Origin of the sequence: Psychrobacillus vulpis (assembly GCF_006861825.1) — a bacterium.
In the GTDB taxonomy this organism is placed as follows: Bacteria; Bacillota; Bacilli; order Bacillales_A; family Planococcaceae; genus Psychrobacillus; species Psychrobacillus vulpis.
The window spans coordinates 20,797-47,644 of record NZ_VDGI01000024.1; the positions used below are offsets into that span (position 1 = coordinate 20,797).

Genomic DNA, 26,848 nt, shown 5'->3' on the forward strand with positions numbered 1-26,848 from the left:
TCCCGCATAAAGTAAAATGAATTCCTTGTATCGTATGAACGGAGTGTTTGAAATGTCACGAGTAAAGTGGATGAAGTTATGATTGTGCAAAAGTATGGTGGTATTGCTATGCAGGATCGTCAAAGTAGACAATTAGTTATTGCACGAATCCAAAAAGCGCTCATAAACCACCAAAAAGTGCTTGTTGTTGTATCTGCCATGGGAAGAAAAGGTCAATACTACTCAACTGATAGTCTTCTAGATCTAATACCTAGATCTAACGATAGTGTTGAATCAGATTTACTTTCTGCATGTGGTGAGTTAATCTCTGCCTCTGTATTATGCGCAGAGCTTAAAAAGGAAGGTGTTCCTGCTACTCTCTTGTATGGGAAAAGCGCAGGAATAATAACAAATGAAGCATATGGAAATGCGGATATATTAAAAGTGGATACAAATAAATTATTAGCAGTATTCCATGAATTCCCGTGCATAATAGTGCCCGGATTTCAAGGTATTTCTGAACATACAAACACATTTACTACATTAGGTAGAGGTGGAAGTGATCTAACTGCTGTAGTATATGGACATCATTTAAATGCAGAAGTCGTGGAATTTTATAAAAATGTTCCAGGAGTGATGACTTCCGATCCTTTTCAAAATAAATCCGTCCAATTAATCACTACTATGTCTTACGAAGAGTTACAAAAAATAATTATTGAACCGGTTGAAATCATACAAAAAAAAGCAGCCAAATTTGCTGCTCTTCACAAAGTACCATTGCATATCCGTTCTCTATATGAAGAAAGAGATGGAACATTTGTATTTCATTAATTATTGTTTATCTTCTTTTGCAATTGGTCTTTCAATAAAATTTTGAGTGTAATAATTACCATATACTCCTACTCCCGTATGTGTATACCATTTCCCTAAAATTGTGTCTCTATGGCCTTTTGAATTTAACCACCCATTCACGGCTTCGCCAGCATCAAAATAAAAAGCTGCTGAATTTCCTCCTGCACGTGTAAAATCAATTGAAGAGTGCCTTAATGTGTCACTAAATTTAGGGACTTCAAATGACTCATTGATCACTACATTGTTTTTGGCCATTTCCTCACTATGGGTTCTTGCAATATTTTGCAACTCCAATTCAGACTCTAGAACCTTTAATCCATGCCTCAACCTATATACATTCGTTATTTCAAATATTTGACGCTCATTTGCACGATCAACTGAAACTTGTAAAGAAGAAGACGGTGTTGTAGTTTCTATCATCTTGCCATTGTACAAAATATCATATGGTTTTTGTAATAATAAAGTTTTAGGATCTGAAAACCGAACTGCTTCTAATTCATTATCTTGAGAATCAATGTATAGTATTGCTAATAAATCATCAAACTGAACTAATATTCGATTATTTATATCTTTATCATTTAAAGAAAAAGTATAGACATTCGAGTCAATAGATATAGTTATTTCCGGCTGTACTATTGTAAATCTGTAAATATCTTCTAATGATTGTCCAATTTTATATGGTGTTACATCCACTTTGTTCCCAACTACAAAAGCTTGTGTAACTGTATCTTCTGATATTCCTATTAATTGATAGTTCGAAAAAGAGTTATTATAAACCCACCAATCATATCCAAATACAGTGGGTTCAATTCGATTTGGCTTCCCTAACAATTTGGTTACTTCTTGTGACGATTTGCCAATCAACACCGAAATACCTTTGTTAGGTCTTGAAAAAATACTGTTTGTTTCTACTATCTCTGTTGATTCTTGAGGAATAACCTGTCCGGAGTTATTCGACCCAGTAATAAGTTCATTTTCCTGTACTGGATTATCAAAATATATAAAAACTACTAGTACTATAGCAATAGCAATAAGTATTCTAAATAGATTCTTCATCTCATTTTACTCCTTAACGTTTACTCCATTTCCACTAGTATAACAAGCTTATACACAAAGACACAATGTTGTCATTGCAACATTTTCAAATTTGAATTAATATTAATGAGAAAGTATTCTTTGGTATTTTGAACGTGAAGGAGGACAATTCAATGTATTTCGAAAATACAGGTATAGAAAACACTGTCATGGAACTTAATTTATTAGATGACCTTATGAAAAAGAACGGATTAATCCGTGCAGGTCAATGGGATTACGAACGCGTAACTTATGACAAAAAGTATGAGATAAAAGAAGGCACATACTATCTTCGAGTGTTTGGCTTCACTAAAGACGGTGATGTAGGAGCACATGAAGGAAACATCACATTATTAAAACCAGTTATTGGGAAACACTACTATCCACACGGAGTAGAGTATGGAGAAGATGAAGTATTCCCTAATCATTTATTAAAGTCATGTGAACAAACATTAACAGCTCTTAAAGCAGATTTAAAAGCTTTCGAAATAAACGCTTAATAAGAACACGCTAGAGAAATTTTCTCTGGCGTTTTTTCATGTTCAAAAATACAAATTTTGTCTATACTTAATGTAACAAACAAGAAAAGGAGGTATCGCTATTGCTAAATAGGATTTTCAATAAAAAATATATTAAATACTTTTTTATTCTCCTTTTCCTTTTATTGATTGCTATTTTTATCTTGCCTGTATCCGTTCCAATCGTCTTAGCTTTGCTTACTGCTATTTTACTTGAACCCATTGTCAAATTTACGCAACAAACATTTAAATGGTCTAGAAAACCAGCTGTCATTACCAACTTCATCTTATTTTTAACTATCATTACCGCAATTCTATATTTTGGTATTACAAAACTTATTAGTCAGTTAATAATCACAACTAAAGTAGTTCCAAATTATTTAAACAATTTGACCGGAATGTGGATAGATATGCAAAATAATCTATTTAAGTATACTGAAGGTTTACCTGTAGAAGTTGTGACTTCCATACAAAAAAAATTCGAAGATACATTAAAAAGTTTGCAAGATTCCCTTCTTGATTTACTTAGTTATTCAAATATTACAGCACTCTTAACGAATATTCCAAACTTTTTAGTGAGCTTTATCGTGTTTATTGTCGCCTTATTTTTATTTATGCTAGATTTAGAAAAATTACGCATTAAATTTTTCCACTATTTATCTGAGAGTACAGCTGAAAAAGTACGATTCATGTCAGAAGGCATAAAGAAAGTAGCTTTTGGATTTGTTAAAGCAAACATCTTGGCGAGCTTCTTTATATTAGGTGCAGCCCTCATTGGCTTATTTATTATTGTACCAAAATATGCTATTGTGATGTCTATTATTATTTGGATTGTTGATATTATACCCATTCTAGGTTCTATCATTGTTCTTGCACCTTGGGCACTCTATCATTTCCTTACAGGAGATGCTGTATTAGGAACAAAGCTTACTATTCTTGCAGTTATATTAATCATAATTAGAAGGACAGTCGAACCTAAAATAATGGGATCACAAATGGGAATATCCCCTCTAGCGGTACTAATAGCAATGTTCATAGGCGCTAAATTATTTGGATTCCTTGGATTTTTAATAGGACCTCTAATTGTAATTCTATTTATTACTGCTAAAGAATCAGGAATGATAAAACTTAACTTCAAAATATAAATAAAACGAGGCTAGGACAGAACTTTAAACTTCTAGGAGAAACACGAACATTCTGATCGGCAGAAACACCACCGGATTTCCGCTTCAGGCGAACGCTTTCCACGGGCATGGCTTCAGCTTCCTCGCGGGCAAAACCGGCCCACTGTGGGATCTTCAGCTCATGCTATTCCCGTTGGAGTCGTCGCCTTCCGCTGCAATCCTAGGTAGAGGACCAATTACAGCGGAAAAAAGTTGGCGAGACTCCTGCGGGAAGAACAAGCGTACTGAGACCCTGCAGGAGCGCCAGCGACGAAGCGGCTCAGTGCTTGCCCGCGGAAAGCGAGTAACTTTTCGCAGCGGCAGCCTTATGCCCTCTTCCTTTTGTTGCTGCATAGTTTAAACTAAAAATCCGAACGATTACAGGAAGAGATAATCTACTCCTGCATAATCGTTCGGATTTGTTATCCCAAAGTACTTCTGTCCCAACCCTGTTTATTTCTTTATATACTTGTATTCATTATCCACCAATTATTGCTTTTATTACAGAAGTTGTCTCTCCTCCATGATAAAACACATAAAGTAGTAGATAAACTGCAACACCTGTTATTGCTACAAAGAACCAAATAATACTTGTAATTGGCCCAATTTTACGATGTTTCACAATATTGTTCTTTAACCCTAAATAGATAGTTACGATACCAAAAACAGCACCAGTTGTCGCTAATGTAATATGAAAGATTAAAAACACAGTATAATATATTTTTATATCGTCAGGTCCACCAAATGCTGTATTCCCGATAAATATTGTTCGAGAAGCGTAGATAATAAAAAATATTAATGCAGATATAGCAGCAGCCAACATTGTTTTTTTATGTGCCTCGATATTTTTTTGCTTTATTAATATCCATCCAATTGCTACTAAGACGGCACTTAATACGATAAAAAACGTGCTTATAGTAGGTAACACTGGTAAACTCATCATTCATTCTCCTCGAAAAAACATGTATTTAATTTTGTTAAGCTCTGCTCGAATTATGAAGATTATCCAAAGCCTCTTTTGTTATGTCATCTGCATTCTCTTGCTCTGTGCGATACCACTCAAAGAAAATGGAAAATAGTAGAACTCCATAAATAATTTCTTGAATCACTTTCATAATAATACCACCAAGCTGTTGATCTTCAAATGGTGGCATATTAGAGAATAGCTCTGGTCCAGACAAGGAAAGACCAGCTAGCGTACTAGTTGGCACGCAAAGCTCCATCGCTTTTAGCCAAGCGTCTGGATTAGAATATGTGTCATATAATGGTGTTCCTGAAAATATAATTAAAGCACATGCAGGTGTTATTAAAACGGCACTACCTATAATGTAACCGATTTTTTTCAATCCGTGTAGCTTTCGTTCTCCTTTTATATCGACAATTGACCACCACATGAAAACTGCTGAAATAAACAAGATGAATGTATATGTACTATGTAACCCCTCATCTAATTTAATGTAGTCAAAAACTAAAGGAATATGGTAAATAGAAAATAAAGCTGAAAACGTAATTAGTGCAAATAAAGGTTTAGTTAAAATAGGAAAAACTTTCCTAACAACTGGAAGGTCAATAACTACTTTCCATACCCACCACGGAATACCTTTCATTAAAATAGGTGGGACCAAAAGTAATAATAAAGCCATTTGCGTCATATGAAATGAAAACATAATATGTCCCATCAGATCAATTGGGGACCCTTTAATAACATATAATATTACTAAGCCTGTTAGAAAATATGCAACTTCTTTCTTGCTTAAAGGTTCTGATACTTTAAAGTCTTTTCTCCATTTAACAGTAATGAGAAAATATAATATCGTTATTACAACTAAAACGCCAATCATAACAGGACTCCATAATGCTTGAAAACCAAATATACTTAAAGGCATACGTATTCTCGCTCCTTCTACATTTCTTCCCTTATTATAATGCTCTATTGCTATAACTTCAATGAACGAACTATGACAAATCAGAAAAGAGGTTGGCATTAAAGAATAGAAAAACGAGACAAAGAATATTCTAAGTCTCGTTTTTTTTATCATTTTATTAACCCCACCAAATAATTGTTAGGAACGTTAGTATGAATGTAAATGCAAATAACGCGCCTGTGTACAAGAAGAATGCTGCTATACCATGATTTTTTTCATTCATATGCATGAAGTAGTAAAGTTGTAATACTACTTGAACTGCAGCTAGTAATAAAATTATTGGGGCGATATAGTATTTGGAAAATCCTGCAGCAACTGCACTAAATGCAATTAATGTTAAAAAAATCATAATTGCAAATGAAGTTATTTGACTGCGCATTGCTTCTTTTCTTTTTCGCTTACTATATTCGAATTCTGTTTGGGATTTCACAAAAACTTGAGCGTCGTGTGACATATTAACCAACAACTCCCATCAAGTATACTACTGTAAAGATGAATACCCATACTACGTCAATGAAGTGCCAATATAATGAAGCAGTATAGTATTTTGGTGCATTATACAAACTAAATCCACGTTTTGCATTACGTAAAATTAGTAAAATGATCCAAACCAATCCAATAACAACGTGGATACCATGAGTTCCAACTAATGTAAAGAAAGCAGAAGAGAAAGCACTTTGTCCGTATGTAAAGCCAATATGGACATAGTGATTAAACTCATAAATTTCTAAACATAAGAATCCAAGACCTAGAAGAACAGTAATTGCCATCCAAGTTTGCATTCCTTTAAAATTATGGTTTTTCATATGATACATAGCGTAAACGCTTGTTAATGAAGATGTTAATAGTAACATTGTCATTACAAATACAAGTGGTAGTTCAAATAATGTTTGAGTTGAATACTCCATACCACTTGGCCCTTTGTTTTTAAGTGCTAAATAAGTAGCAAACAAACTAGCAAATAGTACAGTTTCTCCACCTAGAAACAACCAGAAACCTAAAAACTTATTCTTACCTTCTAAAGTTACTTGCTCTGGATGTTCTGGCCAAGTTTGTGGGGTGTACTTCGTATTAAAGTCCATTATTATTTACCCCCTTTTTCATTCATTAAATCTTCTTTATGAATATGATAACCATGATCATCCTTCAATGAACGCACTGCCATTGAAAGAAGTGTAATTGCTAAACCAAGTACTAATACAGGAACAGCCCATGTTTTTTCTCCATTGTATAGAGCTCCAAAAGCAGCTACAAATAAACCAACAGTCATTACAAAAGGAATAAATGAATTATTAGGCATATGGATATCAGAAATTGGTTCTGCATATGTCATTCCTTCTTTATTACCTTCTTGTTTTTCAATCCAGAACGTATCAAGTCCACGAACAAGTGGAGTTTGTTTAAAGTTATAGAATGGTACTGGTTGAGGAATAGCCCACTCTAACGTACGACCATCTTCCCAAGGATCATTTCCAACAGGTACATTTTTAGCAACTGTAATAATGATGTTAATAACAAGAATAATAACACCGATTGCCATGAATACAGCACCTATTGAACTGATTAAGTTGAATAAATCCCAACCTTGATCTGCTCTAAATGTAAATACTCGACGTGGCATCCCCATTAGACCTAAGAAATGTTGAATAAAGAATGTCATGTGGAAACCGATAAAGAAGAACCAGAAAGTCCATTTACCTAGTTTTTCACTTAACATTTGGTTGAACATTAAAGGCCAATACAAATGCAATGCTGCTAAAATTGCAAGCACTACCCCACCAACAATTACGTAGTGGAAATGGGCAACGATAAAGTATGAATCATGTAATTGGTAGTCAAGCGGAGCAGCAGCTTGCATAACACCAGTTACCCCACCCGCTACGAATGAAGGAATAAATCCTAAAGCGTACAACATTGGAACTGTAACTTTAATACTTCCTCCCCATATCGTAAGCAACCAGTTAAATATCTTCATACCTGTAGGAACAGCAATAGCCATTGTCGCAACCGCGAAAATTGCGTTAGCTGTTGGTCCTAAACCTACTGTAAACATATGGTGAGCCCATACCATGAATCCTAAGAAACCGATTAAAACAGTCGCAAATACCATGGATGAATAACCGAAAAGACGTTTACGAGAAAATAATGCGAATATCTCAGAGAAAATACCAAAAGCAGGTAATATTAAGATATATACTTCAGGATGCCCGAAAATCCAGAATAAATGCTCCCAAATAATTGTATTACCACCCATTGTATGATCAAAGAAGTTTGCTCCGAACATACGATCAAGGATTAAGAAAAACAATCCAATAGTTAATGGTGGGAAAGCAAATAGAATTAGTGCACTAGCAACAAATGTTGTCCAAGTCATTAACGGCATACGCATGTAAGTCATACCTGGAGCACGCATATTAATAATTGTTACAAGGAAGTTAATACCTCCAATATAAGTACCAGCACCAGAAATTTGAAGTCCTAGAGCATAAAAGTCAATCCCATGCCCAGGTGACGCTAGTGATAATGATGCATAAGAAGTCCATCCTGCATCAGGTGCGCCTCCCATGAACCAAGATAGGTTAAGGAAAATACCACCGAACAAGAATAACCAAAATCCAAGTGCATTTAGAAATGGGAACGCTACGTCACGTGCCCCAATTTGCAAAGGCATAACTGCGTTCATAAATCCAAATAATATCGGCATGGCCGCAAGGAAAATCATTGTTGTACCATGCATTGTAATAATTTCGTTAAATAAACCCGCACTCACGAAATCATTATCTGGTTTCGCTAATTGAATACGAATAAGCATTGCCTCAATACCACCGATTACGAAAAACAACCCACCGGCAGCGAGGTAAAGGATAGCGATTTTTTTATGGTCTACTGTTGTTAAATAGTCCCATACAGATGCGCCAAAGCCTTTTTTCTTTGCGATAGAGCTCACAACTTTAACCTCCCTCATTTTATATCTATTGAATTACTTTTCAACAGATAATCCCATTAAGTATTCTGCAAGAGCATCTAATTGCTCCTCACTAAATTTGTCGCCATTGTTGATTGCTTCAGGTTGTGGCATCACGTTACCTGGTTTGTAACTTTGTGGATCGTTAATCCAAGCTTTTAAATTTTCTTTGTCATGATCCATGAATCCTGCAACACGATTACGGTCACCAAATGTACCTAAGTTAGGACCCATGCTTCCAGCAGTTCCTGCCGCAGAAGTTGCGTGACAAGCGATACAGCTTGTGTTGAAGATTTCTTCCCCTTGAGTAGCAAGATCACCTTGTGCAACATGTTCAGTTGATTTAGCTGACTCTACCCAAGCATCGAAGTCTTTACGATCAAGTGTTTTTACTTTGAAATCCATTAATGCGTGTGAAGGACCACAAAGTTCCGCACATTTCCCGTAGAACACGCCATCTTTCAATCCAGCAGATTCTTTATCGAATTCTAAATAGAATTGGTTTACGTTTTCTACGTTTGTATCCATTTTACCGCCAGCTGTTGGAATCCAGAATGAGTGTTTTACGTCAGCAGCTTTTAAGTTAAAGTAAACTTTTTCATTTGTAGGTACTACAAGTTCTTGTGCAGTAACAATACCTAAATCTGGGTATTCAAACTCCCACCAATAAAGTTTCGCAGTTACATTTACAGTTACTGCTGTCTTATTACCTTCTTCGTTTACTTCACTCATTCCAGCTACATCCGCGTGCTTATATGTATAAGCAACAGTTGGAACAGCAAGAATTAATAGCAGTATGATTGGAATAACTGTCCAAATAATTTCTAAAGTATGACTTCCCTCAACTTGTTTAGGAATAACATTTTCTCCTACTTTTGAACGTCGGAATTTCACTAAAGCAAGTACATAAATAATTACTACTACTAAAATAACTAATGCCATAATAGCTGAAGATAGTAATAATAAATTATATTGATCTCTTCCGACTTGTCCTGCAGGTGTTAGCGTTGATAAATATTCTTCGCCACAACCCGATAAGAAAATCGTTAGAGCTGCTAACAGTGAAAAAAGTCGCCATTTTTTAAGCCCTTTCATCATAGCTAAATCAAACCCCTCTTTCATAGTTGTATTCATGTGCAATTGGACTGTGGTACTGTTTTATGTGAATTCTTGTTGACTAAAGAAAGAATTCCAGTAGTTAAATAAAAATTGAAAAGATGATCATTGATACAAATAGGATGGTCATATAGTTTAATGAATAAACAAACATACGAGAAGCCCACTTCAGGTCATCTTTTGCCCGGAAGCCTTTCAACGCAAGTAATAGCCAGCCTATATTTAAAGCAGTTGCTAAAATGAGAAAGAAGATTCCAAGTTCCATTAACAAAAATGGTAATGGGAACAAAAGAAGTACCCATAGAAGCATTGAGCGTTTCGTGCGTTCGAATCCTTTTACAACGGGTAGCATTGGTATACCAGCCGCTCTATATTCTTCTGTTCGTTTCATAGCCAGAGCATAAAAATGCGGTGGTTGCCAAGCGAACATGATTAAGAATAATGCAAGAGCTCCAAAGCTTAAGCCCGGTTCTACTGCTGCCCATCCGATTAGTGGAGGAATTGCACCAGATATACTTCCTACTACCGTATTACTAACATGCTTTCGTTTTGACCACATAGAATAAAGAACTACATAACTAATAATACCTGCCAGTCCCCAAACTCCCGCAGAAGTTGAAGCCATAAATAACAAAATTTCACCTACAACTAATAAAGTAAGAGAAGTTATCAGCACGGCAGTCGGTTTAAACCTTCCAGTAACTGTAGGTCTCGCTTTCGTTCTCTTCATAATTGGATCAATATCTCGGTCTATGTAGTTATTCATTGCCCCAGATCCAGCAATTATAAACGCTGCACCAAATAGTGTATAAAATAACAAATCTAATTCGTGAAGAAAATTACGGTTAGTAAATTGAAAAGCTAACCAAATACCAGTAAACGTCGTTACTAAATTCGAATTGACAATCCCAATCTTAATAAGTGCTAGAAAGTCTTTGATGAAAGAAGTTGTTTCTGGATCCTTGTCAGTCTCGGTAGTAGCGGTAATTAAATGACTATTTGACATGCTGCCCCTCCTTTCAATGTTGTAAGCATATTCCGCTACCTTTTACTATATCGAAAAACCTCTATAATTTCTATAGTGAAAAAAGTATTTTCGAATAATAAGTTCTAGTTGAGTCCCTTTAATAAGTGAACATATCAATAGTAAATCATTTTGCTCATTCATTTGTGAAGGTTCAAGTACGAATTTATGAACAATTTGTGAAATGCTAATTTCATCTACAAGTGTTCAGTGGATAAACATTGTATTTTCCCCGATGTTTCGATATTATCTAAAAGCAGATACCGTCTTTTTTAGACGAACAAGATACATAAAGTAGGTGGCGCATTGCACATTCATAAAAATTTAAAATGGTTAGCTGTTGCTTCTACTGTTGGAATGCTACTCATTCTCCTAGGAGGAGCTCTTGTTACAAAGACCGACAGCGGTATGGGTTGCGGAAGACATTGGCCTGGTTGTAATGGTCAGCTAATTCCCGACGAAATTACTTCAGAAGTGTTAATCGAATTCTCTCATCGAGTTGTTACAGGAGCCGTAGGATTTTTAATCGTAGCCTTAGCTATTTGGGCTTGGCGTGCCCTGGGAAATGTACGTGAAACGAAATTCTTATCAATTATGGCTGTCTTTTTCCTTGTACTCCAAGCACTCATTGGAGCTGCACAAGTAAAATGGGGACAAGGTGATTTCATTTTAGCTCTTCATTTTGGAATCTCTCTTATTTCATTTGCAGCAGTTTTACTACTTACATTACTAATTTTTGAAGTCGATCGAAAATTTGACACGGATAAAATTAGAATTGGTAAAACATTAAAATTTCATACAATTGGAGTTACACTTTATTCATATGTAGTTATTTATTCTGGAGCTCTAGTTCGTCATACAGAATCTAGTTTAATCTGTAGAGATTGGCCACTTTGCAGAAATGACGAGTTTTCTTTGCCTACCAACTTATATGAATGGGTTCAAATGGGGCATCGAGCAGCAGCAGGACTAATTATTATTTGGATATTAATAACTGCTATTCATGTTATTAAGAACTATAAAGACCAACGTGCTATTTATTGGGGTTGGATTATCGCATTAATTCTAGTACTTTCTCAAGGTGTTACTGGTATGTTGGTAGTTTTAACAAAGTTAAACTTATATGTTGCGTTATTACACTCATTATTTATCTCTTTGTTATTTGGATTACTATGTTATATGATTTTATTGCTTTCGAGAAGTCGATTACAAAAGTGAAAAAAGACTGTAGACAAACTCAAAAATTTGGGTTTGTTAACAGTCTTTTTTCATTCAAATGGTATTGACTAAAACTAGCGTTGATTTCCACTACGGCGAACGCTTTCCGAGGCGGCACGTGAGCCTCCTCGGCGCAGGTTGAGGACACTGAAAAAGTCCCTATAATTCGATTTTGCCAAATGAGGTAGTCTAATATTCCAGTAAATAGGAAAATCGTTGAAACGGTTCCCTTTCCGCGGGCATTGCCTCAGTCTCCTCGCTTTGCTGCTGGGTCTTCGACTAACGCTATTCCCGCAGGAGTGTCGCCTTCTTCAACGATTTTCTAGAACTAAAAAAGTAGAGTGTGGATGACACTGAAAAATTCCTAATAATTCGACTTTGCTAGAGGGGGTTGTCCAATCGCCCAATAAATAAGAAAATCGTTGACACGGCTCCCTTTCCGCGGGCGTTGCCTCAGTCTCCTCGCTTTGCTGCGGGGTCTTCGACTAACGTTATTCCCGCAGGAGTGTCGCCTTCTTCAACGATTTTCTAGAAATGAAAAAGTATTTATTAATACAAAGATGGGTTTTCAGTGTCCTTTATTGTAGTGAGGATTGGCGATTCTCCGCGAAAAGCGAGTAGTTTTTTCCGTTCAACTAGTCTTCATTCATTTTATTTGAAAAAATATGGAACCCTTTCTAGCTAATCACTTTAATTTTATTTGCTTTAGGGATACCTTCTCATAACAACTACTAGATTCCTTATACATAAAGGAAAAATCTACGAGAATCCTGCGAAAAAACGGAGCGTCCAAAACCCCGCACGAGAGCAGCGAGGCCACTGAAAAACTCAAAATTATTATTTTTATAGGAACTATGTGCTGTATTTCATTTAAAGAATTTAGCGCGACGCATGAGGCTCCTACGGGGTCTCACCTGGGCGCGCTGTCTCCAAAGGAGTCGCCGCCTCCGTTCCAATAAACTTGTGTACGTTTTTACAAGGCATTCAGAATACGAACATTCTAAATGCCTTTTGTCTTCAATCTGAAAAGACTGTTTGACATAACGTCAAACAGTCTTTTTTCTATTCTTTTTCAATCTCGATTAATAGATCTCCAGTTGAGATTGCTTCGCCAGCGACTACTAGAATATTTTTTATAATACCGCTAAACGGTGCTTGAACAGTCGTTTCCATCTTCATCGCTTCCGTTATGAGTAAATGTTGGCCTCTCTTTACTTTACTACCAATTGATACAGCAACTTTTAAAACAGTACCTGGCATAGTAGCTCCAATATGCCGTTCATTTGTTACATCTGCTTTTTGTTTAGTCAGATGACTCACTTCAATGGTCATATCTTGAATAGAAATTTCACGTGGTTGCCCATTCAATTCAAAATAAATTATTCTGTTACCATCATTTGTTGGTTCACTTATAGAGACTAATTTTATTATTAACGTTTTTCCTACTTCAATCTCAACTTCGATTTCTTCCCCAAGTCTCATTCCGTATAAGAAAGTTGGAGTATCGAGTACAGAAACATCACCAAAGTTTTTTTCAGTAGCAGAATATTCTTCAAAAACTTTTGGATATAATGTATATGCTAAAATTTCTTGATTTGTAACAGGGCGCCCTAATTTATTGAATAATTCTTCACTCACCGCTTGAAAATCTACAGGCTCTAATAATTCACCAGGACGAACTGTTATCGCTTGACGGTCTTTTAAAACTACTTTTTGAAGTTCATTTGGAAATCCCCCGAATGGCTGTCCGATATATCCTTCAAAAAACTCAATTACAGAGTCTGGAAAGTCAATCATTTTTCCACGTGTTATTACGGAGATTTCGTCTAAATTATTTTGCACCATGAATAGAGCCATATCTCCAACTACTTTAGATGATGGTGTAACCTTTACTACATCTCCAAATAACAGATTTACACGGGAATACATTTCTTTTACTTCTTCCCAACGCTCTCCTAAACCTACTGCTTTTGCTTGTTGTTGAAGATTACTATATTGTCCGCCTGGCATTTCATGTACATAAATTTCAGTATGTGGACTCATCATCCCACTTTCGAAATCTTGATAATATTTACGAACGTCTTCCCAATAATAGGATATTTTTTCGAAAGCATCTACATCCCCAATAACTTCTCTACTTCCGCCTTTCATCGCATAGCTTAAAGTGCTAGCACTTGGTTGAGATGTCAAACCTGCCATTGAGCCTAATGCAGTGTCTACAATATCCACACCAGCCTCAATTGCCTTTGCATACGTGTAAATTCCATTACCACTAGTATCGTGTGTGTGCAAATGTATTGGTAAATCTACTGTACTTTTTAATTCACTTATTAGCCTATATGCAGCTTCTGGTTTAAGTAAACCAGCCATATCCTTAATCGCTAAAATATGAGCTCCTACAGCTTCTAATTCCTTTGCCATATCTTTATAGTACTGGACTGTATACTTGGTACGAGTATGATCTAAAATGTCTCCCGTGTAGCATATAGCAGCTTCTGCTATCTTTCCAGACTGTCTAGTCGCATCAATAGCAACTCCCATTCCTTTAATCCAGTTCAAACTATCGAAAATACGGAATACATCGATTCCAGCATCTGCAGATTTTTGAATAAACTCTCTTATAACATTATCCGGATAATTTTTGTATCCTACAGCATTAGCTCCACGGAACAACATTTGGAAAAGAACATTCGGAATCATTTCTCTCATTTTCAACAAACGGTCCCAAGGATTCTCTTTTAAGAAACGGTACGCAACGTCGAAGGTTGCCCCTCCCCACATTTCATAAGAGAAAAGATTATGCAACACTTGAGAAGATTCTTTTGCAATTCCAAACATATCATACGAACGAACACGTGTTGCAAGAAGCGATTGATGTGCATCTCTAAATGTTGTATCTGTTAATAAAACACCTTGCTGTTCCTTCACCCACTTGACAAGCCCTTCCACACCTTGCTGTTCTAAAATTTGCTTTGTACCTAGTTTAGGTTGAGTTGTCAAATCCATTTTCGGTTTTCTTGCAGAACTAAAAATAGGTTTAGACTTATGCTCTATTCCTGGAAAACCGTTCACTGTAACGTTTCCGATATAATTTAACAGTTTAGTTCCACGGTCTTTTCTATTTGGGAATAAAAATAATTCGGGAGTAGAATCGATAAAACTTGTATTAAATTGGCCCGATATAAAACTTGGGTGTTTCACTACATTCTCCAAAAAAGGAATATTTGTTTTAATCCCTCTTATTCTAAATTCTTGCAAATTTCTGTCCATTTTAGCCGCAGCTTCCCTGAAAGACATCCCCCAAGTAGAAACTTTCACTAACAACGAATCATAATATGGTGTAATAACCGCTCCTTGAAATCCGTTTCCTGCATCTAAGCGAACTCCAAATCCACCACCAGACCTATACACCATAAGTTTCCCTGTATCAGGCATGAAATTATTTAATGGGTCTTCTGTTGTTACACGTGACTGTATCGCAAATCCGAAAAGAGGAATATTTTCTTGACTAGGAATTCCAATCTCTTCGCTAGTTAACGACGACCCATCTGCAATTTTAATCTGTGCATGAACAATGTCTATACCTGTAATCATTTCCGTAATCGTGTGTTCTACTTGAATACGAGGATTTACTTCTATAAAGTAAAATTCCTCATCTGTCACTAAAAACTCTACAGTACCGGCGTTTATATATGAAACATTGTTCATTAATTGCACGGCTGCACGACATATTTTGTCGCGCAATTCTGAATTTAAAGAATTGGAAGGGGCAATTTCCACCACCTTTTGATGCCTTCTTTGTATCGAGCAATCACGCTCATATAAGTGAATTAAATTTCCATGTGTATCACCAAGAATTTGAACTTCTATATGTTTTGGTTTATCTATAAATCTTTCTACGTACACTTCATCTGATCCAAAAGCAGCTTTCGCTTCGGATTTTGCTCTTTCATATGCGCTTATTAAATCTTCTTCAGAAGGTACAACGCGCATACCACGGCCCCCACCACCTAGGGATGCTTTTATCATTAATGGATAGCCATATTGCTTACCAAATGCACGAACATCTTCCAAATCTTCAACTGGCCCAGTACTTCCTGGTATAACTGGAATACCAGCTATGACTGCTTGTTCACGGGCTTTTACTTTATCTCCAAACATATCTAGATGCTCAGAAGTTGGCCCTATAAAAATAATTCCTTCTTCTTCACATCTTCTTGCAAATTCAACGTTTTCTGATAAAAATCCATACCCTGGGTGAATAGCGTCTGCATGGCTTTCCTTCGCTATACGAATAATATCTTCAATATCCAAATAAGCATCAATCGGTTTTTTTCCTTCACCTACTAAATAGGACTCATCTGATTTAAAACGATGGAAAGAACCACTATCCTCTCTTGAATAAATGGCAACTGTTCGAAGGTTTAACTCCGTACATGCTCGAAAAATTCGAATCGCAATTTCCCCTCTGTTTGCTACTACAATTTTATTAATCTTTCTCATCCCCGAACACCCCTCATCATTTTGTTTTCTCGTACTTAACAAACATTGAGACATTCATCAATATACCCATCGCTGCGGATAATAATATAATCGAAGTTCCTCCATAACTAATAAATGGAAGTGGAACTCCCGTAAGTGGGATAATTCCCAACATACCACCTAGATTAACAAAAGTTTGAAATCCAATTATACTTCCTATACCTGCTGCTATCATTCTAGCTTGGGGATCTTTTGTTGATATGGCAATCATAATCGCTTTGAACACAATGAAAAATAACCCCATTAATACGATTAATACACCTATCATACCAAGTTCCTCAGCAATAATCGCCATAATAAAATCGGTATGTGGTTCAGGTAAGTACCCAAATTTCTGATTGGAGTTTCCTAAGCCTAAACCTTTCAATCCTCCAGAACCAATTGCTATATATCCATTTACTATTTGATAACCGTATCCTTGCTCGTAATCGAATGGATTAAAGAATGCTTCTAATCGACCACGACGGTGAGGTGTCAATAATTGGTCTTTCATTAAATAAATTGCAACTAGTCCCATCGAAATTACAACACCGATTAATCCAATAATTTTTGCAAATGATTTGAATTTTATCCCACTAGCTGCAATTACAGAAATTGCAACAAAGCTAATAATCATCGTATTCCCTACATCCGTTTCCATCATGATAGATACGAATACAAAAAACAGCACAATTAATGGCGGACCCACAGATTCATTTAACTTATCTAATGTTCCATTTTCATGTTTTTTCGTGAAAATTCCTGCAAAATATAATACAATTACTATTTTTGCAATTTCTGATGGTTGAATGTTCCCAAATCCTAAATGAATCCAACTTTGCGAACCACTTTCTCCACCTGATCCAATAAAATGCACTAAAAATAACAGTACAAACATGACAAGAAGCATCAATTGCATGACAACTTTATTCTTATAATGTTTATAAGGGAATAGTGCAGCTAATAAGAACGCTGGAATACATAAAATTAAGTTTATTTTTTGCTTATTAAAAAAATAGTCGGGTTCCCAACCATAGTTAATGACAGACCAGCCCATACTAGCACTGTAAATCATAACAAGACCAAATAAACATAATGCTAAATAAACAAAAAATAAGGGATAATCAAAGTTTTTTAAATATCGTTTAATATACGGAATCATCTTGTAAACCTCTGTTTCATAAATAAGAATAGTAGAATTATTGTTAAATAGTATATTGATTTTTTTATAATCAAGACAGTATAAACTTTACACATGGTATCTGTCTACCCTCAGGTGCTTATACTAAGCACTTTTTGAAAATAGGAATCTACTATATTTTTATTTAATTCTAGAAAAAAAACTCAAACAGTCAACTTGTTTGAGTTTTGGAATTATTTTTCTGTATGGATATCATGTAAAATCGATAACTCTTTTTCTAGCGAAGCCATTATATCTTTTCCTTCACTTTTTTCTAAAAGTCCAAGCTTTACCGCAAAGTCAATCTCACGTGATAGACCAAACATTTGTGTGTCAAGAACCTCTTCGTAAAGAGGGCATTGAGGCATCGTTAAGTTATCCATTTGAACTTTTATAAGTTGCGCAATTTTCTCCGCATCCTTTTTCAAAAGTTCTAACGCTTTTTCTTGATACGAAAGTTGTATATTAGTATCCATGAGGACGCCCCCATTTTTTATTATTTCTAATTCTTAACCTCCCTAAAGTGTATCTTTTGCAATGAAAAAATGCAAGTGTTCTCTTACTTCCTTTTCTAACAGATTAAGAAAACAACTCTCTTTTAGTTTCTAACTTTCCAGAGTCATTCGCATAATTGCTCGTCTTAGAAGTTCGAAGTTCATCCTCGACCCTAAAGCAGCCGATCTTTAGTCGTTGCAATACAAGTTTACGAACTTAAACTAATTTCCTCTTGTATAATCATCATTGCTTTTCTTTTTTAGTTAATTATTCTTTTAGACTTTTCATTTTAACGGTATACTTATATGGAGTTATTAGTTTAGAGGAGGCAATTTCGTTGGAATTTATTATCCCTATTAAAGGCGAAGTAAAATTTAATATTACATTAGATCCTACTGTATGGATTTTTGATGATCGAAGAATTGATTTAGATGAGTTTTTTTCTGGAAAGTATGAATATAAAGACGAGTTAGAAGAGTATACAAAGGTTACCTCAGCACATTGGTCCCGTGAAATTATTGAAGGTGCTACTTATCCCCCAACTTTAAAAACAGAAAAAAAGTACGAGCGTACAAAAGTACTAACAAGTACATTTGGTGTAGAACTAAAACAATTCATTCTTAATGCAGAACCATTAAAAAATGCTACAATACTTGTTGTCGAAACGTCCGAAGGTGATCACTCATTCCCTTTCACGGAGCTTGACTCTTTACTGTTGAAGTTTAGTCATAAAGGAAAACCACTACGTGAAGATGGTCCTGTCCACGTTTTAAAAAAAGATGGGTCAAATATCAATAATCCAATCAAATATGTAACAGCATTTCGCATAGAATAGGGGTGAACAATATGAAGGTACAATGTGCCATTTGTGATCGAATTGACGAACTGTCTAATGATCTACCTCTTGCAAAAAAATTAAGAAACCGTCCTATTCATACTTATATGTGTCCAACTTGTCATGATCGTATCGAAGAAAATACTAATGCTCGTTTAGCAACAGGCAAGTTTATTTTTTATAAAAGTTCGAAACTAATCGAAAATGAATTTTAACTAACGGACAAAAGAGAAATAAGAATTAAGCTTTAGAAAAGTGAACGAGTCACTTCCCTCAAGCTTTTCTAGATATCCATTAATCATTTCCTATACAAAAAAGTTCCACACCGTTAGGTAGTGGAACTTTTTGTTTTTTCAAGTCGTAAACGAATTTTGTATATAATTAGGATTAGAGCAGCCACAATTAATCCTTCTACAACCGGAAGGAAAAATGCTAAAAATGTGAGCACTAAACACCCAATAAATAAAAATGCGTAAATGACGATATTTTGTCCTAAACGTAACTTTTTTGCAAATCCTAGCTTGTATACAAGTACGGATAGCAAAAATATCATTAGAAATAATACATATCCCGCTATATCGTAATTTGGCATTGTTTCGTATATATATCTAGCAATACTAGACATTTTACCAAATACGAATTGCTTTTCCTCCAAGGTTATTCACCCTTTCAGTTCCTATTCAAGTTCTGCACTTTTCTTTTTCTTTGTCACACGTTCACGTTCGTTTTTCTCTAGAATCTTTTTACGCAAGCGAATAGATTCAGGAGTTACTTCACAGTATTCATCATCGTTCAAGTATTCAAGAGATTCCTCTAAAGTCATTAAACGAGGTTTTTTCAATGTTGTTGTTTGCTCTTTATTTGCAGAACGAATATTGTTAGCTGCTTTTACTTTTGTGATGTTGATGGTTAAATCATTATCACGAGTATGTTCACCAACAATCATTCCTTCATATATTTCAGTACCTGGTTCAACGAAAATTGTACCACGATCCTCAACACCTAGTATACCGTAAGTTGATGCTGTTCCTGTTTCCATAGATACAAGAACACCTTTACTACGTCCACCAACACGGCCAGCAGCCATTGGTTTATATTCTTCGAACGTATGATTAATGATACCATATCCACGAGTCAATGTTAAAAATTCTGTCGTATACCCGATCAAACCACGTGCAGGAACTAAGAATACCAGACGTACTTGTCCACTACCGTTGTTGATCATATCTAACATTTCACCTTTACGAGCACCCATCGATTCAATAATTGAACCAACGTTTTCTTCAGGAACGTCAATTTGCACACGTTCTACTGGCTCACAACGAACACCGTCCACAAGCTTTACAATTACTTCTGGTTTAGATACTTGTAATTCGAAGCCTTCACGACGCATATTTTCGATTAAAATAGATAAATGCAGTTCTCCACGTCCAGAAACAATCCATGCATCTGGCGAGTCTGTAGGATCTACACGTAAAGATACATCAGTTTGAAGCTGTGCATCTAAACGCTCTTGAATTTTACGAGAAGTTACCCATTTTCCTTCACGTCCAGCAAACGGACTGTTGTTTACTAAGAAAGTCATTTGAAGCGTTGGTTCGTCAATATGCAGAATTGGCAATGCATCCGGATGTTCTACTGGACATATCGTTTCACCGACATTGATATCTTCCATACCAGAAATCGCGATTAAATCACCAGCAGAAGCAGTTTGAATTTCTACACGCTTCAAGCCCATGAAACCAAAGATTTTCGTTACACGGAAGTTTTTAATAGATCCATCAAGTTTCATAAGTGACACTTGTTGTCCCACTTCCATCGTCCCTCTGAATACACGTCCAATACCGATACGACCAACATAGTCGTTGTAATCAAGTAATGATACTTGGAATTGAAGAGGTTCCTCACTATTATCAACTGGAGCTGGAATTTTCTCTACAATTGCATCGTAGATTACTTGCATGTTTTCTTCTTGATCAGCTGGATCATCTGAAATGCTTGCTGTTCCATTAATTCCAGATGCATAAATAACTGGGAATTCCAATTGCTCATCGTTTGCCTCAAGCTCGATGAATAATTCAAGCACTTCATCTACTACTTCAGCAGGGCGTGCGAAATCACGGTCAATTTTATTTACAATAACGATTGGTTTAATATTTTGCTCTAAAGCTTTTTTCAACACAAATCGAGTTTGTGGCATACAACCTTCATATGCATCCACGATTAATAGAACACCATCTACCATTTTCATGATACGTTCAACTTCACCACCAAAATCGGCATGTCCAGGTGTATCTAAAATGTTGATTTTTGTATCTTTATATTGAATCGCAGTGTTTTTTGCTAATATAGTAATTCCACGTTCGCGCTCAATATCACCAGAATCCATTGCTCTTTCATCCACATGTTCATTTGAACGAAACGTACCAGATTGTTTTAATAATTGGTCTACTAATGTAGTTTTCCCATGGTCAACGTGTGCAATAATTGCAATGTTTCGTAAATCTTGACGTAAATTTGTCATATTTCCACTCCATATTCTTTTTTCGAGTCCATAACTGTGTTATTATATCACAAGGTGAAACTAAAGTAATAATTTTTTTTAACAATTATTTTTGGAGGTAATTAATTTGGGCAATATCAAATGGATTTTTGTTCTATTTTCTATCGCTGCCATCCTATCAATGGCATTTATCGGAATTGCAGTTGCGCTAAGAAGTATTCCCTTTATTATAATAAGCATTGTCTTACTTTGCATCGTCATGGGATACGGCTTTAAAACAAAGAAAAAAATGCGAGACCAAGGTTTATTATAATAAGTAATCAGCAAGAGATTTGTCTTGCTGATTTTTTATTTTAAACGAATATAGTTCGTTATTAATTCCTTATGTAAACCTGGTTTAGATATGATAAAAGTATTTTGTTGCAATAAATTAATAGGCTCATTCGAAAGATTTGTTACAATTGCCCCTACTTCTTTTGCAATCACCATACCTCCTGCAATATCCCATGGAGACAATCGCATGGATATATATGCATCTAGTTTTCCTGTTACAACATACGATATCTCAATTGCTGCAGATCCATAAGATCTTGTCCCTCTTACTGTTTGTAAAAGTTTACCCATACCTTCATGCTCGATGTATTTATTTGGTACTACCCAACTTGCATTAATACCAATGATAGATTGCTCTACTATTGCTTGTTTTACCTCTGGGATACGAATATCATTAAAAAATGCTCCTTCTCCTAGTGATGCAGATATTAAATCATCGTCCATTACATTATATATATACCCAAGTATCCCGACTCCATCTTTGTATATACCTAAAGATATTGCAAAGTTCTTTTTTTGGTGGATAAAATTCATCGTGCCATCGATTGGATCAAGCATCCAAACAAAACCTTTTAAATCTTGTAGTGAATCTCCAAACCCTTCTTCACCAAAAATACGATGATCAGGAAAATCTTGTTTAATATGACGGATAAAAAACTGTTCCGTTTCTTTATCAATATTTGTTACTAGATCATTCGCTTCTGACTTACTTTCAATAATCAACTCCGTCGCAAAGGAGGATTTAATTCTTCTAGCAGCTTCCTTTATTAAAGATTTTGCATATTTGTCAAGCTTATGTATGTTCACCACAACCATCCTTTCTTACCACTGTCTTCTTAGTATAAAGAAAAAAACACCCGCTGTCTTTCCATTAGCAGGTGTTCTCTAAATGAGAGTAAAATAGTATCCTTCAGTTGAGTGCATTAAGTCCCTCCAACTGCTGATAAATTTCTTTTAACCTTTCCTTCGTATCATTTATTAACTTTTCATCTTGACTATTCATCGCGTCGAAAAGTGTAGCTAGTTCATAATCCAACTCTAATTTTAATGTTTGAATTATTCCCTTTTCAATATCGTTTTTTCGAATAATGTGAACAACCTGTCTCATCACTGACACCCCTTCTCTTTTAAATAAATGTAATTTTCTGAACATTTTTAATAATTTATGCCGAAAATAATTTATTGTCAACTTTAAAATCCTACTTACAAGATTTTTACCCATATTTACTATAAAATAAACATACAAAGTGAAAGGAGTTTATAAATGAATAAAACTTTTTGGGAAGACAAAGATTTTAATGTTTTTCAAATAGATGGATTAGAAAATAGAATGGATGCATTAATTGCAAATGTACGTCCAAAGTTCGAGGATTTAGGAAATCATTTCTCGCTATATTTTTCTAGTGTTCTAGGGAACGAATATTTTCCACATGTAGCAAAACACGCAAGACGCTCTGTTAATCCTCCTAAGGATAGCTGGGTAGCCTTTGCTCCCTATAAAAGAGGCTATAAAGCATTGCCGCATTTCCAAATCGGCCTATGGGGTAGCCATCTATTTATCATTGTTGCAGTCATCTACGAGGCTCCTGACAAGGTTCCTATCGCAGAACGATTAATAAAGAAAAAAACAGTGTTCAACAAACTTCCTAATGATTTTATCATTTCAGGGGATCATATGAAGCAGGACGCAACTTCCATTAAAGATGCGAAGAAAGAGATACTTGTGCAATTATTAACTCGTCTTCGTGATGTTAAAAAGGGAGAATTTCTTGTAGGTAGACATATATCTAGAGAAGATGCAGTTAAACTTTCAGAAGATCAGTTTTTACAACTTGTAGAAGAAACCTTCGAACAGTTAATTCCGATCTATAAAGTTATGATAAATTAGGAAAGTCTAACTTAATCAGCGACTGTCTATTAAATGATAAAATACCTCCAATAGCTGCATCATAGACAAGCTATCGGAGGTATTTATCATGCTTTTATCAATACCCCATCTTCTTTTTCTTTCATTTGTTTGATGACAGGATAACTTGCATAGCCGCTTTCTTTTTCAAATTCACGAAAATATGTTTTTTCCTCTGCTATTGATGGTACGATTTCTTTAAAGCGTCTATATTTTTTCATTAATTCTTCTCGCTTCACTCCTTTTTCATAAGCTTTTTCAATAGCTTCAAAAAATTGCACGACATCTACTATTTCATTTGTTGACCAATCAATGGAGAATGGGTATGTATATTCCATTTCTCAGACCTCCTATTATTTCCATTTTTTTCTTACTTCCATAGCTTCACTAACCATTCGTTGGATTAACTCTTCCACAGAAGGTTCATCTTTTATTAAACCGACCCCTTGACCGGCCCAGCCAAAACCTTTTTCAATATTTCCCTCATAGATAAATTGCTTATTTGCCTCTCCGCTAACATAATCCTTTAAAGCATCATATGTCGGATTAGCTTTTTCAATACTTAGTATTGTTTCTGTCCAATCATTTTTGATAGCTCTTGCAGGTGCTCCGATTGAACGCTTAATAACCGTAGTATTTGTTTCTTCACTTGCAATTAATACATTTTTATAAGCTGTTGAAGCGTGCACACATTCCTTTGTTGCGATGAATCGTGTCCCCATTTCAATTCCTTCCGCTCCAAGAGCGTGAGCAGCCATCCAGCCCCTGCCATCAGCAATTCCTCCCGAAGCAATTACAGGAATAGAAACAGCGTCAACTACTTGTGGTATTAAAACCATAGTACCAACATCATCTCTGCCAAGATGACCTCCTCCTTCTTGCCCAACAACCATTACAGCATCGGCACCGAGTTGCTCCGCTTTTAGTGCTTGTCGCTTAGCTGCTACTAAAACTAATTTTTTTATTTTTGTATTTTCCAGCTTTTTTAGAATAGGTGCAGGATTTCCTCCAGTCATTGTAATTACAGGTACATTTTCATCAATCGCAACTTGTAACATATGTTCATATGGTCTTCCTGTTTGGCCTATAGCAAAGTTTACCCCAAATGGTTTTTCCGTAAGTATTTTAACTTTACGTATTTCCGCACGTAATTCTTCAGGAGTTTTTAAGCTCATTGCAGTTACTTGACCAAGTCCCCCAGCATTTGAAACAGCAGAGCATAAGTCGGAATAAGCCAAATAAGCCAGCCCTCCTTGAATGATTGGATACTTAATATCCAATAAGTTCGTCACCCTTGTTTGAAAGCTCATCATCATCCCTCCAATTGCTTATAAGTTTATAAGAAATAACTCTTTGATTCAATTCACAATTATTTTTATAGTAATGCATCGGCTGAAGTGCTATAATTCTCTTGTTTTAAAAAAGTGAAAGACGTTTTTTTCGCGTCTGGAGCAAAACATAAAAAATTCTTACTAGAGGTGGTATGAGCGTTGTCACAATTAGAAACTCCTTTGTTCGATGCCTTACTTAAGCATCGAAATCGTCATCCTATCCAGTTTCATATTCCTGGGCATAAAAAAGGGAAAGGGATGGACCCTGCATTTCGAGAGTTTGTTGGAGATAATGTACTTTCCATAGATTTGATCAATATAGCTCCTTTAGACGATTTACATTCACCTAAAGGTGCTATTAAAAAAGCACAACAATTAGCTGCAGAAGCATTTGGAGCGGACGAAACATTTTTCTCCGTCCAAGGTACAAGCGGTGCTATTATGACAATGATTCTTACTATTTGCGGGCCTGGAGACAAGTTACTAGTGCCACGAAATGTTCATAAATCTATTATGTCAGCAATCGTTTTTGCAGGAGCAATTCCAGTTTTTATTCATCCAGAGGTGGACAATGATTTAGGGATCTCTCACGGAATATCTGCGGAATCTGTTGAAAAAGCATTGAATGCGCATCCGGATGCAAAAGGATTACTCGTTATTAACCCTACTTATTTTGGTTTTGCTGCTGATTTAAAAAAGATTGTAGATATTGCACATGGACGAGGTATACCAGTAGTTGTAGATGAAGCACATGGGGTACATATTCATTTTCATTCTTCACTACCAATTTCAGCAATGGAAGCTGGTGCAGATATGGCTGCAACTTCAGTCCATAAACTTGGAGGATCGATGACACAAAGTTCTATCTTAAATGTCAGAGAAGGTTTGGTTTCTGCTAAACGTGTTCAGTCAATTCTTTCTATGCTAACAACTACTTCTACTTCGTATCCCCTTCTTGCATCATTAGATACTGCAAGACGGCAGTTAGCGATTCACGGAGAAGATTTAATCAATGACGTAATTAGACTAGCCAAAGATACTCGAAAGAGAATTAATAATATACCGCACTTACGATGTGCTGGAGAAGAAATTTTACAGACTTCTGCTACATTCGATATGGATCCAACAAAGCTATTAATCAGTGTAAAAGATCTAGGGATTACTGGTTATACCGCTGAGTCTTGGTTACGAGAAAACGCTAATATTGAAGTCGAGCTTTCTGATTTGTACAATATTCTTTGTTTATTTACAATTGGGGATACAAAAAAAGAGGCAAATATATTAGTGAATGCCCTCGTGAGAATGGTAGCTGCATTTGAATCAGATGCAGTAGTTGTAGAACCTTCAGTTAGTTTACCAGATATCCCTGGTCTTGCAATGTCCCCACGTGATGCCTTTTACGCTCAAACAGAATCCATTCCGCTTTTAGAGGCAAGTGGACGTATTTCTGCCGAGTTCGTGATGGTGTATCCACCTGGTATTCCTATTTTTATTCCCGGGGAAATAATTACCCAAGGGAATATTGATTATATACGTATGAATATTGAAGCGGGACTTCCCGTACAAGGACCAGAAGATGATACATTAGAAATGATTCATGTTATTAAAGAGCAAAAAGCTATCATTTAAAAAAGAGAAGTGAACTAATCACCTCTCTTCTGACTGTAGACAAACTCAAGTAATTTTTGAGTTTGCTTACAGTCTTTTTTCTTTTAAAATTAAAAAAGAATGTGTTTTCCATTATCCCAATAAAAAAGAAAATCGTTGAAACGGCTCCCTTTCCGGAGGCCACTGAAAAAGTCCATATAGTTTCACTTTTAATGTAGTTCCCCCGTAGTTTTCCGAAGCTTACCGCTCGCTTTCCACGGGCGAAGAATTTAGCCTCCTCGTCGCAAGCTCCTGTGGGGTCT

General features: G+C 35.8%; 27 protein-coding genes. 9 read left to right on the forward strand and 18 right to left on the reverse strand.

Annotated elements, in window-relative coordinates:
* The first annotated feature begins 78 nt into the window (after nt 1-78).
* A complete protein-coding gene (locus FG384_RS17135; RefSeq protein WP_142643907.1) occupies nt 79-810 on the forward strand; it encodes an amino acid kinase family protein in 732 nt (243 codons plus the stop codon).
* Here the strand turns inward: FG384_RS17135 and FG384_RS17140 are convergent, their stop codons facing one another.
* Complete coding sequence (locus FG384_RS17140; protein WP_142643908.1) at nt 811-1,887, reverse strand: CAP domain-containing protein; 1,077 nt, start codon at nt 1,885-1,887, stop codon at nt 811-813.
* A gap of 152 nt (nt 1,888-2,039) precedes the next feature.
* Here FG384_RS17140 and FG384_RS17145 point away from each other — a divergent pair, with 152 nt between their 5' ends.
* On the forward strand, nt 2,040-2,405 hold the full coding sequence (locus FG384_RS17145; RefSeq protein ID WP_142643909.1) for a YugN family protein: 366 nt from the start codon (nt 2,040-2,042) through the stop codon (nt 2,403-2,405).
* A 101-nt stretch (nt 2,406-2,506) separates the two neighbouring features.
* Nucleotides 2,507-3,568: a sporulation integral membrane protein YtvI gene (gene ytvI, locus FG384_RS17150; protein ID WP_240793462.1), complete on the forward strand. Its 1,062-nt coding sequence runs from the start codon at nt 2,507-2,509 to the stop codon at nt 3,566-3,568.
* Nucleotides 3,569-4,064: 496 nt separating this feature from the next.
* Here the strand turns inward: ytvI and FG384_RS17160 are convergent, their stop codons facing one another.
* The 7 genes from FG384_RS17160 to cyoE form a co-directional block, all read right to left on the reverse strand.
* Complete coding sequence (locus FG384_RS17160) at nt 4,065-4,526, reverse strand: DUF420 domain-containing protein (RefSeq protein WP_205961815.1); 462 nt, start codon at nt 4,524-4,526, stop codon at nt 4,065-4,067.
* Between the two features lie 37 nt (nt 4,527-4,563).
* Nucleotides 4,564-5,472, reverse strand: a complete 909-nt coding sequence (gene ctaG, locus FG384_RS17165) for a cytochrome c oxidase assembly factor CtaG (protein ID WP_142643933.1) — start codon at nt 5,470-5,472, stop codon at nt 4,564-4,566.
* Between the two features lie 157 nt (nt 5,473-5,629).
* Complete coding sequence (gene ctaF / locus FG384_RS17170; protein ID WP_142643912.1) at nt 5,630-5,965, reverse strand: cytochrome c oxidase subunit IVB; 336 nt, start codon at nt 5,963-5,965, stop codon at nt 5,630-5,632.
* A gap of 1 nt (nt 5,966) precedes the next feature.
* Complete coding sequence (locus tag FG384_RS17175) at nt 5,967-6,593, reverse strand: cytochrome (ubi)quinol oxidase subunit III (protein WP_142643913.1); 627 nt, start codon at nt 6,591-6,593, stop codon at nt 5,967-5,969.
* A 2-nt stretch (nt 6,594-6,595) separates the two neighbouring features.
* Nucleotides 6,596-8,458 (reverse strand): cytochrome c oxidase subunit I, encoded by a 1,863-nt coding sequence (locus FG384_RS17180; protein ID WP_142643914.1) that lies wholly within the window; start codon nt 8,456-8,458, stop codon nt 6,596-6,598.
* Nucleotides 8,459-8,491: 33 nt separating this feature from the next.
* Nucleotides 8,492-9,574, reverse strand: a complete 1,083-nt coding sequence (gene coxB, locus FG384_RS17185) for a cytochrome c oxidase subunit II (RefSeq protein ID WP_142643915.1) — start codon at nt 9,572-9,574, stop codon at nt 8,492-8,494.
* A gap of 100 nt (nt 9,575-9,674) precedes the next feature.
* Nucleotides 9,675-10,598: a heme o synthase gene (gene cyoE / locus FG384_RS17190; RefSeq protein ID WP_142643916.1), complete on the reverse strand. Its 924-nt coding sequence runs from the start codon at nt 10,596-10,598 to the stop codon at nt 9,675-9,677.
* A 324-nt stretch (nt 10,599-10,922) separates the two neighbouring features.
* Here cyoE and FG384_RS17195 point away from each other — a divergent pair, with 324 nt between their 5' ends.
* Complete coding sequence (locus FG384_RS17195) at nt 10,923-11,834, forward strand: COX15/CtaA family protein (RefSeq protein WP_142643917.1); 912 nt, start codon at nt 10,923-10,925, stop codon at nt 11,832-11,834.
* Nucleotides 11,835-12,896: 1,062 nt separating this feature from the next.
* On the opposite strand, the gene pyc is transcribed toward FG384_RS17195, so the two are convergent.
* From pyc to FG384_RS17210, 3 genes are all read right to left on the reverse strand, one after another.
* Nucleotides 12,897-16,337 carry a pyruvate carboxylase gene (gene pyc, locus FG384_RS17200; protein WP_142643918.1) on the reverse strand — a complete coding sequence of 1,147 codons (3,441 nt, stop codon included), beginning with the start codon at nt 16,335-16,337 and terminating at the stop codon, nt 12,897-12,899.
* Between the two features lie 16 nt (nt 16,338-16,353).
* Nucleotides 16,354-17,517: an FtsW/RodA/SpoVE family cell cycle protein gene (locus FG384_RS17205; protein ID WP_142643919.1), complete on the reverse strand. Its 1,164-nt coding sequence runs from the start codon at nt 17,515-17,517 to the stop codon at nt 16,354-16,356.
* Nucleotides 17,518-17,729: 212 nt separating this feature from the next.
* Nucleotides 17,730-18,011, reverse strand: a complete 282-nt coding sequence (locus FG384_RS17210; protein WP_142643920.1) for an Fpa/YlaN family protein — start codon at nt 18,009-18,011, stop codon at nt 17,730-17,732.
* Between the two features lie 356 nt (nt 18,012-18,367).
* On the opposite strand from FG384_RS17210, the gene FG384_RS17215 reads away from it, so the two are divergent.
* Complete coding sequence (locus FG384_RS17215) at nt 18,368-18,865, forward strand: peptidyl-prolyl cis-trans isomerase (RefSeq protein WP_142643921.1); 498 nt, start codon at nt 18,368-18,370, stop codon at nt 18,863-18,865.
* Nucleotides 18,866-18,876: 11 nt separating this feature from the next.
* Nucleotides 18,877-19,080 carry a YlaI family protein gene (locus tag FG384_RS17220; protein WP_142643922.1) on the forward strand — a complete coding sequence of 68 codons (204 nt, stop codon included), beginning with the start codon at nt 18,877-18,879 and terminating at the stop codon, nt 19,078-19,080.
* A 113-nt stretch (nt 19,081-19,193) separates the two neighbouring features.
* Here the strand turns inward: FG384_RS17220 and FG384_RS17225 are convergent, their stop codons facing one another.
* Together FG384_RS17225 and typA are read right to left on the reverse strand one after the other, a co-directional pair.
* Nucleotides 19,194-19,520: a YlaH-like family protein gene (locus FG384_RS17225; protein ID WP_240793463.1), complete on the reverse strand. Its 327-nt coding sequence runs from the start codon at nt 19,518-19,520 to the stop codon at nt 19,194-19,196.
* Between the two features lie 21 nt (nt 19,521-19,541).
* Complete coding sequence (typA, locus tag FG384_RS17230; protein WP_142643923.1) at nt 19,542-21,389, reverse strand: translational GTPase TypA; 1,848 nt, start codon at nt 21,387-21,389, stop codon at nt 19,542-19,544.
* A gap of 106 nt (nt 21,390-21,495) precedes the next feature.
* On the opposite strand from typA, the gene FG384_RS17235 reads away from it, so the two are divergent.
* Nucleotides 21,496-21,681, forward strand: a complete 186-nt coding sequence (locus tag FG384_RS17235) for a YlaF family protein (protein ID WP_142643924.1) — start codon at nt 21,496-21,498, stop codon at nt 21,679-21,681.
* Between the two features lie 35 nt (nt 21,682-21,716).
* On the opposite strand, the gene FG384_RS17240 is transcribed toward FG384_RS17235, so the two are convergent.
* Nucleotides 21,717-22,508 (reverse strand): inositol monophosphatase family protein, encoded by a 792-nt coding sequence (locus FG384_RS17240; RefSeq protein WP_142643925.1) that lies wholly within the window; start codon nt 22,506-22,508, stop codon nt 21,717-21,719.
* A 103-nt stretch (nt 22,509-22,611) separates the two neighbouring features.
* Complete coding sequence (locus tag FG384_RS17245; protein ID WP_142643926.1) at nt 22,612-22,809, reverse strand: hypothetical protein; 198 nt, start codon at nt 22,807-22,809, stop codon at nt 22,612-22,614.
* Between the two features lie 156 nt (nt 22,810-22,965).
* Between FG384_RS17245 and FG384_RS17250 the strand changes: the two genes are divergently transcribed.
* The gene (locus FG384_RS17250; protein WP_142643927.1) at nt 22,966-23,589 is read left to right on the forward strand and encodes a YktB family protein; all 624 of its coding nucleotides are present in this window, start codon (nt 22,966-22,968) and stop codon (nt 23,587-23,589) included.
* Between the two features lie 86 nt (nt 23,590-23,675).
* Here FG384_RS17250 and FG384_RS17255 read toward each other — a convergent pair whose 3' ends face one another.
* Both FG384_RS17255 and FG384_RS17260 read right to left on the reverse strand, forming a co-directional pair.
* On the reverse strand, nt 23,676-23,945 hold the full coding sequence (locus FG384_RS17255) for a UPF0223 family protein (RefSeq protein WP_142643928.1): 270 nt from the start codon (nt 23,943-23,945) through the stop codon (nt 23,676-23,678).
* Between the two features lie 15 nt (nt 23,946-23,960).
* The gene (locus FG384_RS17260; RefSeq protein ID WP_142643929.1) at nt 23,961-24,917 is read right to left on the reverse strand and encodes an NAD(P)H-dependent flavin oxidoreductase; all 957 of its coding nucleotides are present in this window, start codon (nt 24,915-24,917) and stop codon (nt 23,961-23,963) included.
* Nucleotides 24,918-25,097: 180 nt separating this feature from the next.
* Here FG384_RS17260 and FG384_RS17265 point away from each other — a divergent pair, with 180 nt between their 5' ends.
* Complete coding sequence (locus tag FG384_RS17265; protein WP_142643930.1) at nt 25,098-26,567, forward strand: aminotransferase class I/II-fold pyridoxal phosphate-dependent enzyme; 1,470 nt, start codon at nt 25,098-25,100, stop codon at nt 26,565-26,567.
* On the opposite strand, the gene FG384_RS20045 is transcribed toward FG384_RS17265, so the two are convergent.
* The coding region (locus tag FG384_RS20045; RefSeq protein WP_205961816.1) for a hypothetical protein at nt 26,560-26,848 on the reverse strand (289 nt) is incomplete at its 5' end. The genes FG384_RS17265 and FG384_RS20045 overlap by 8 nt on opposite strands.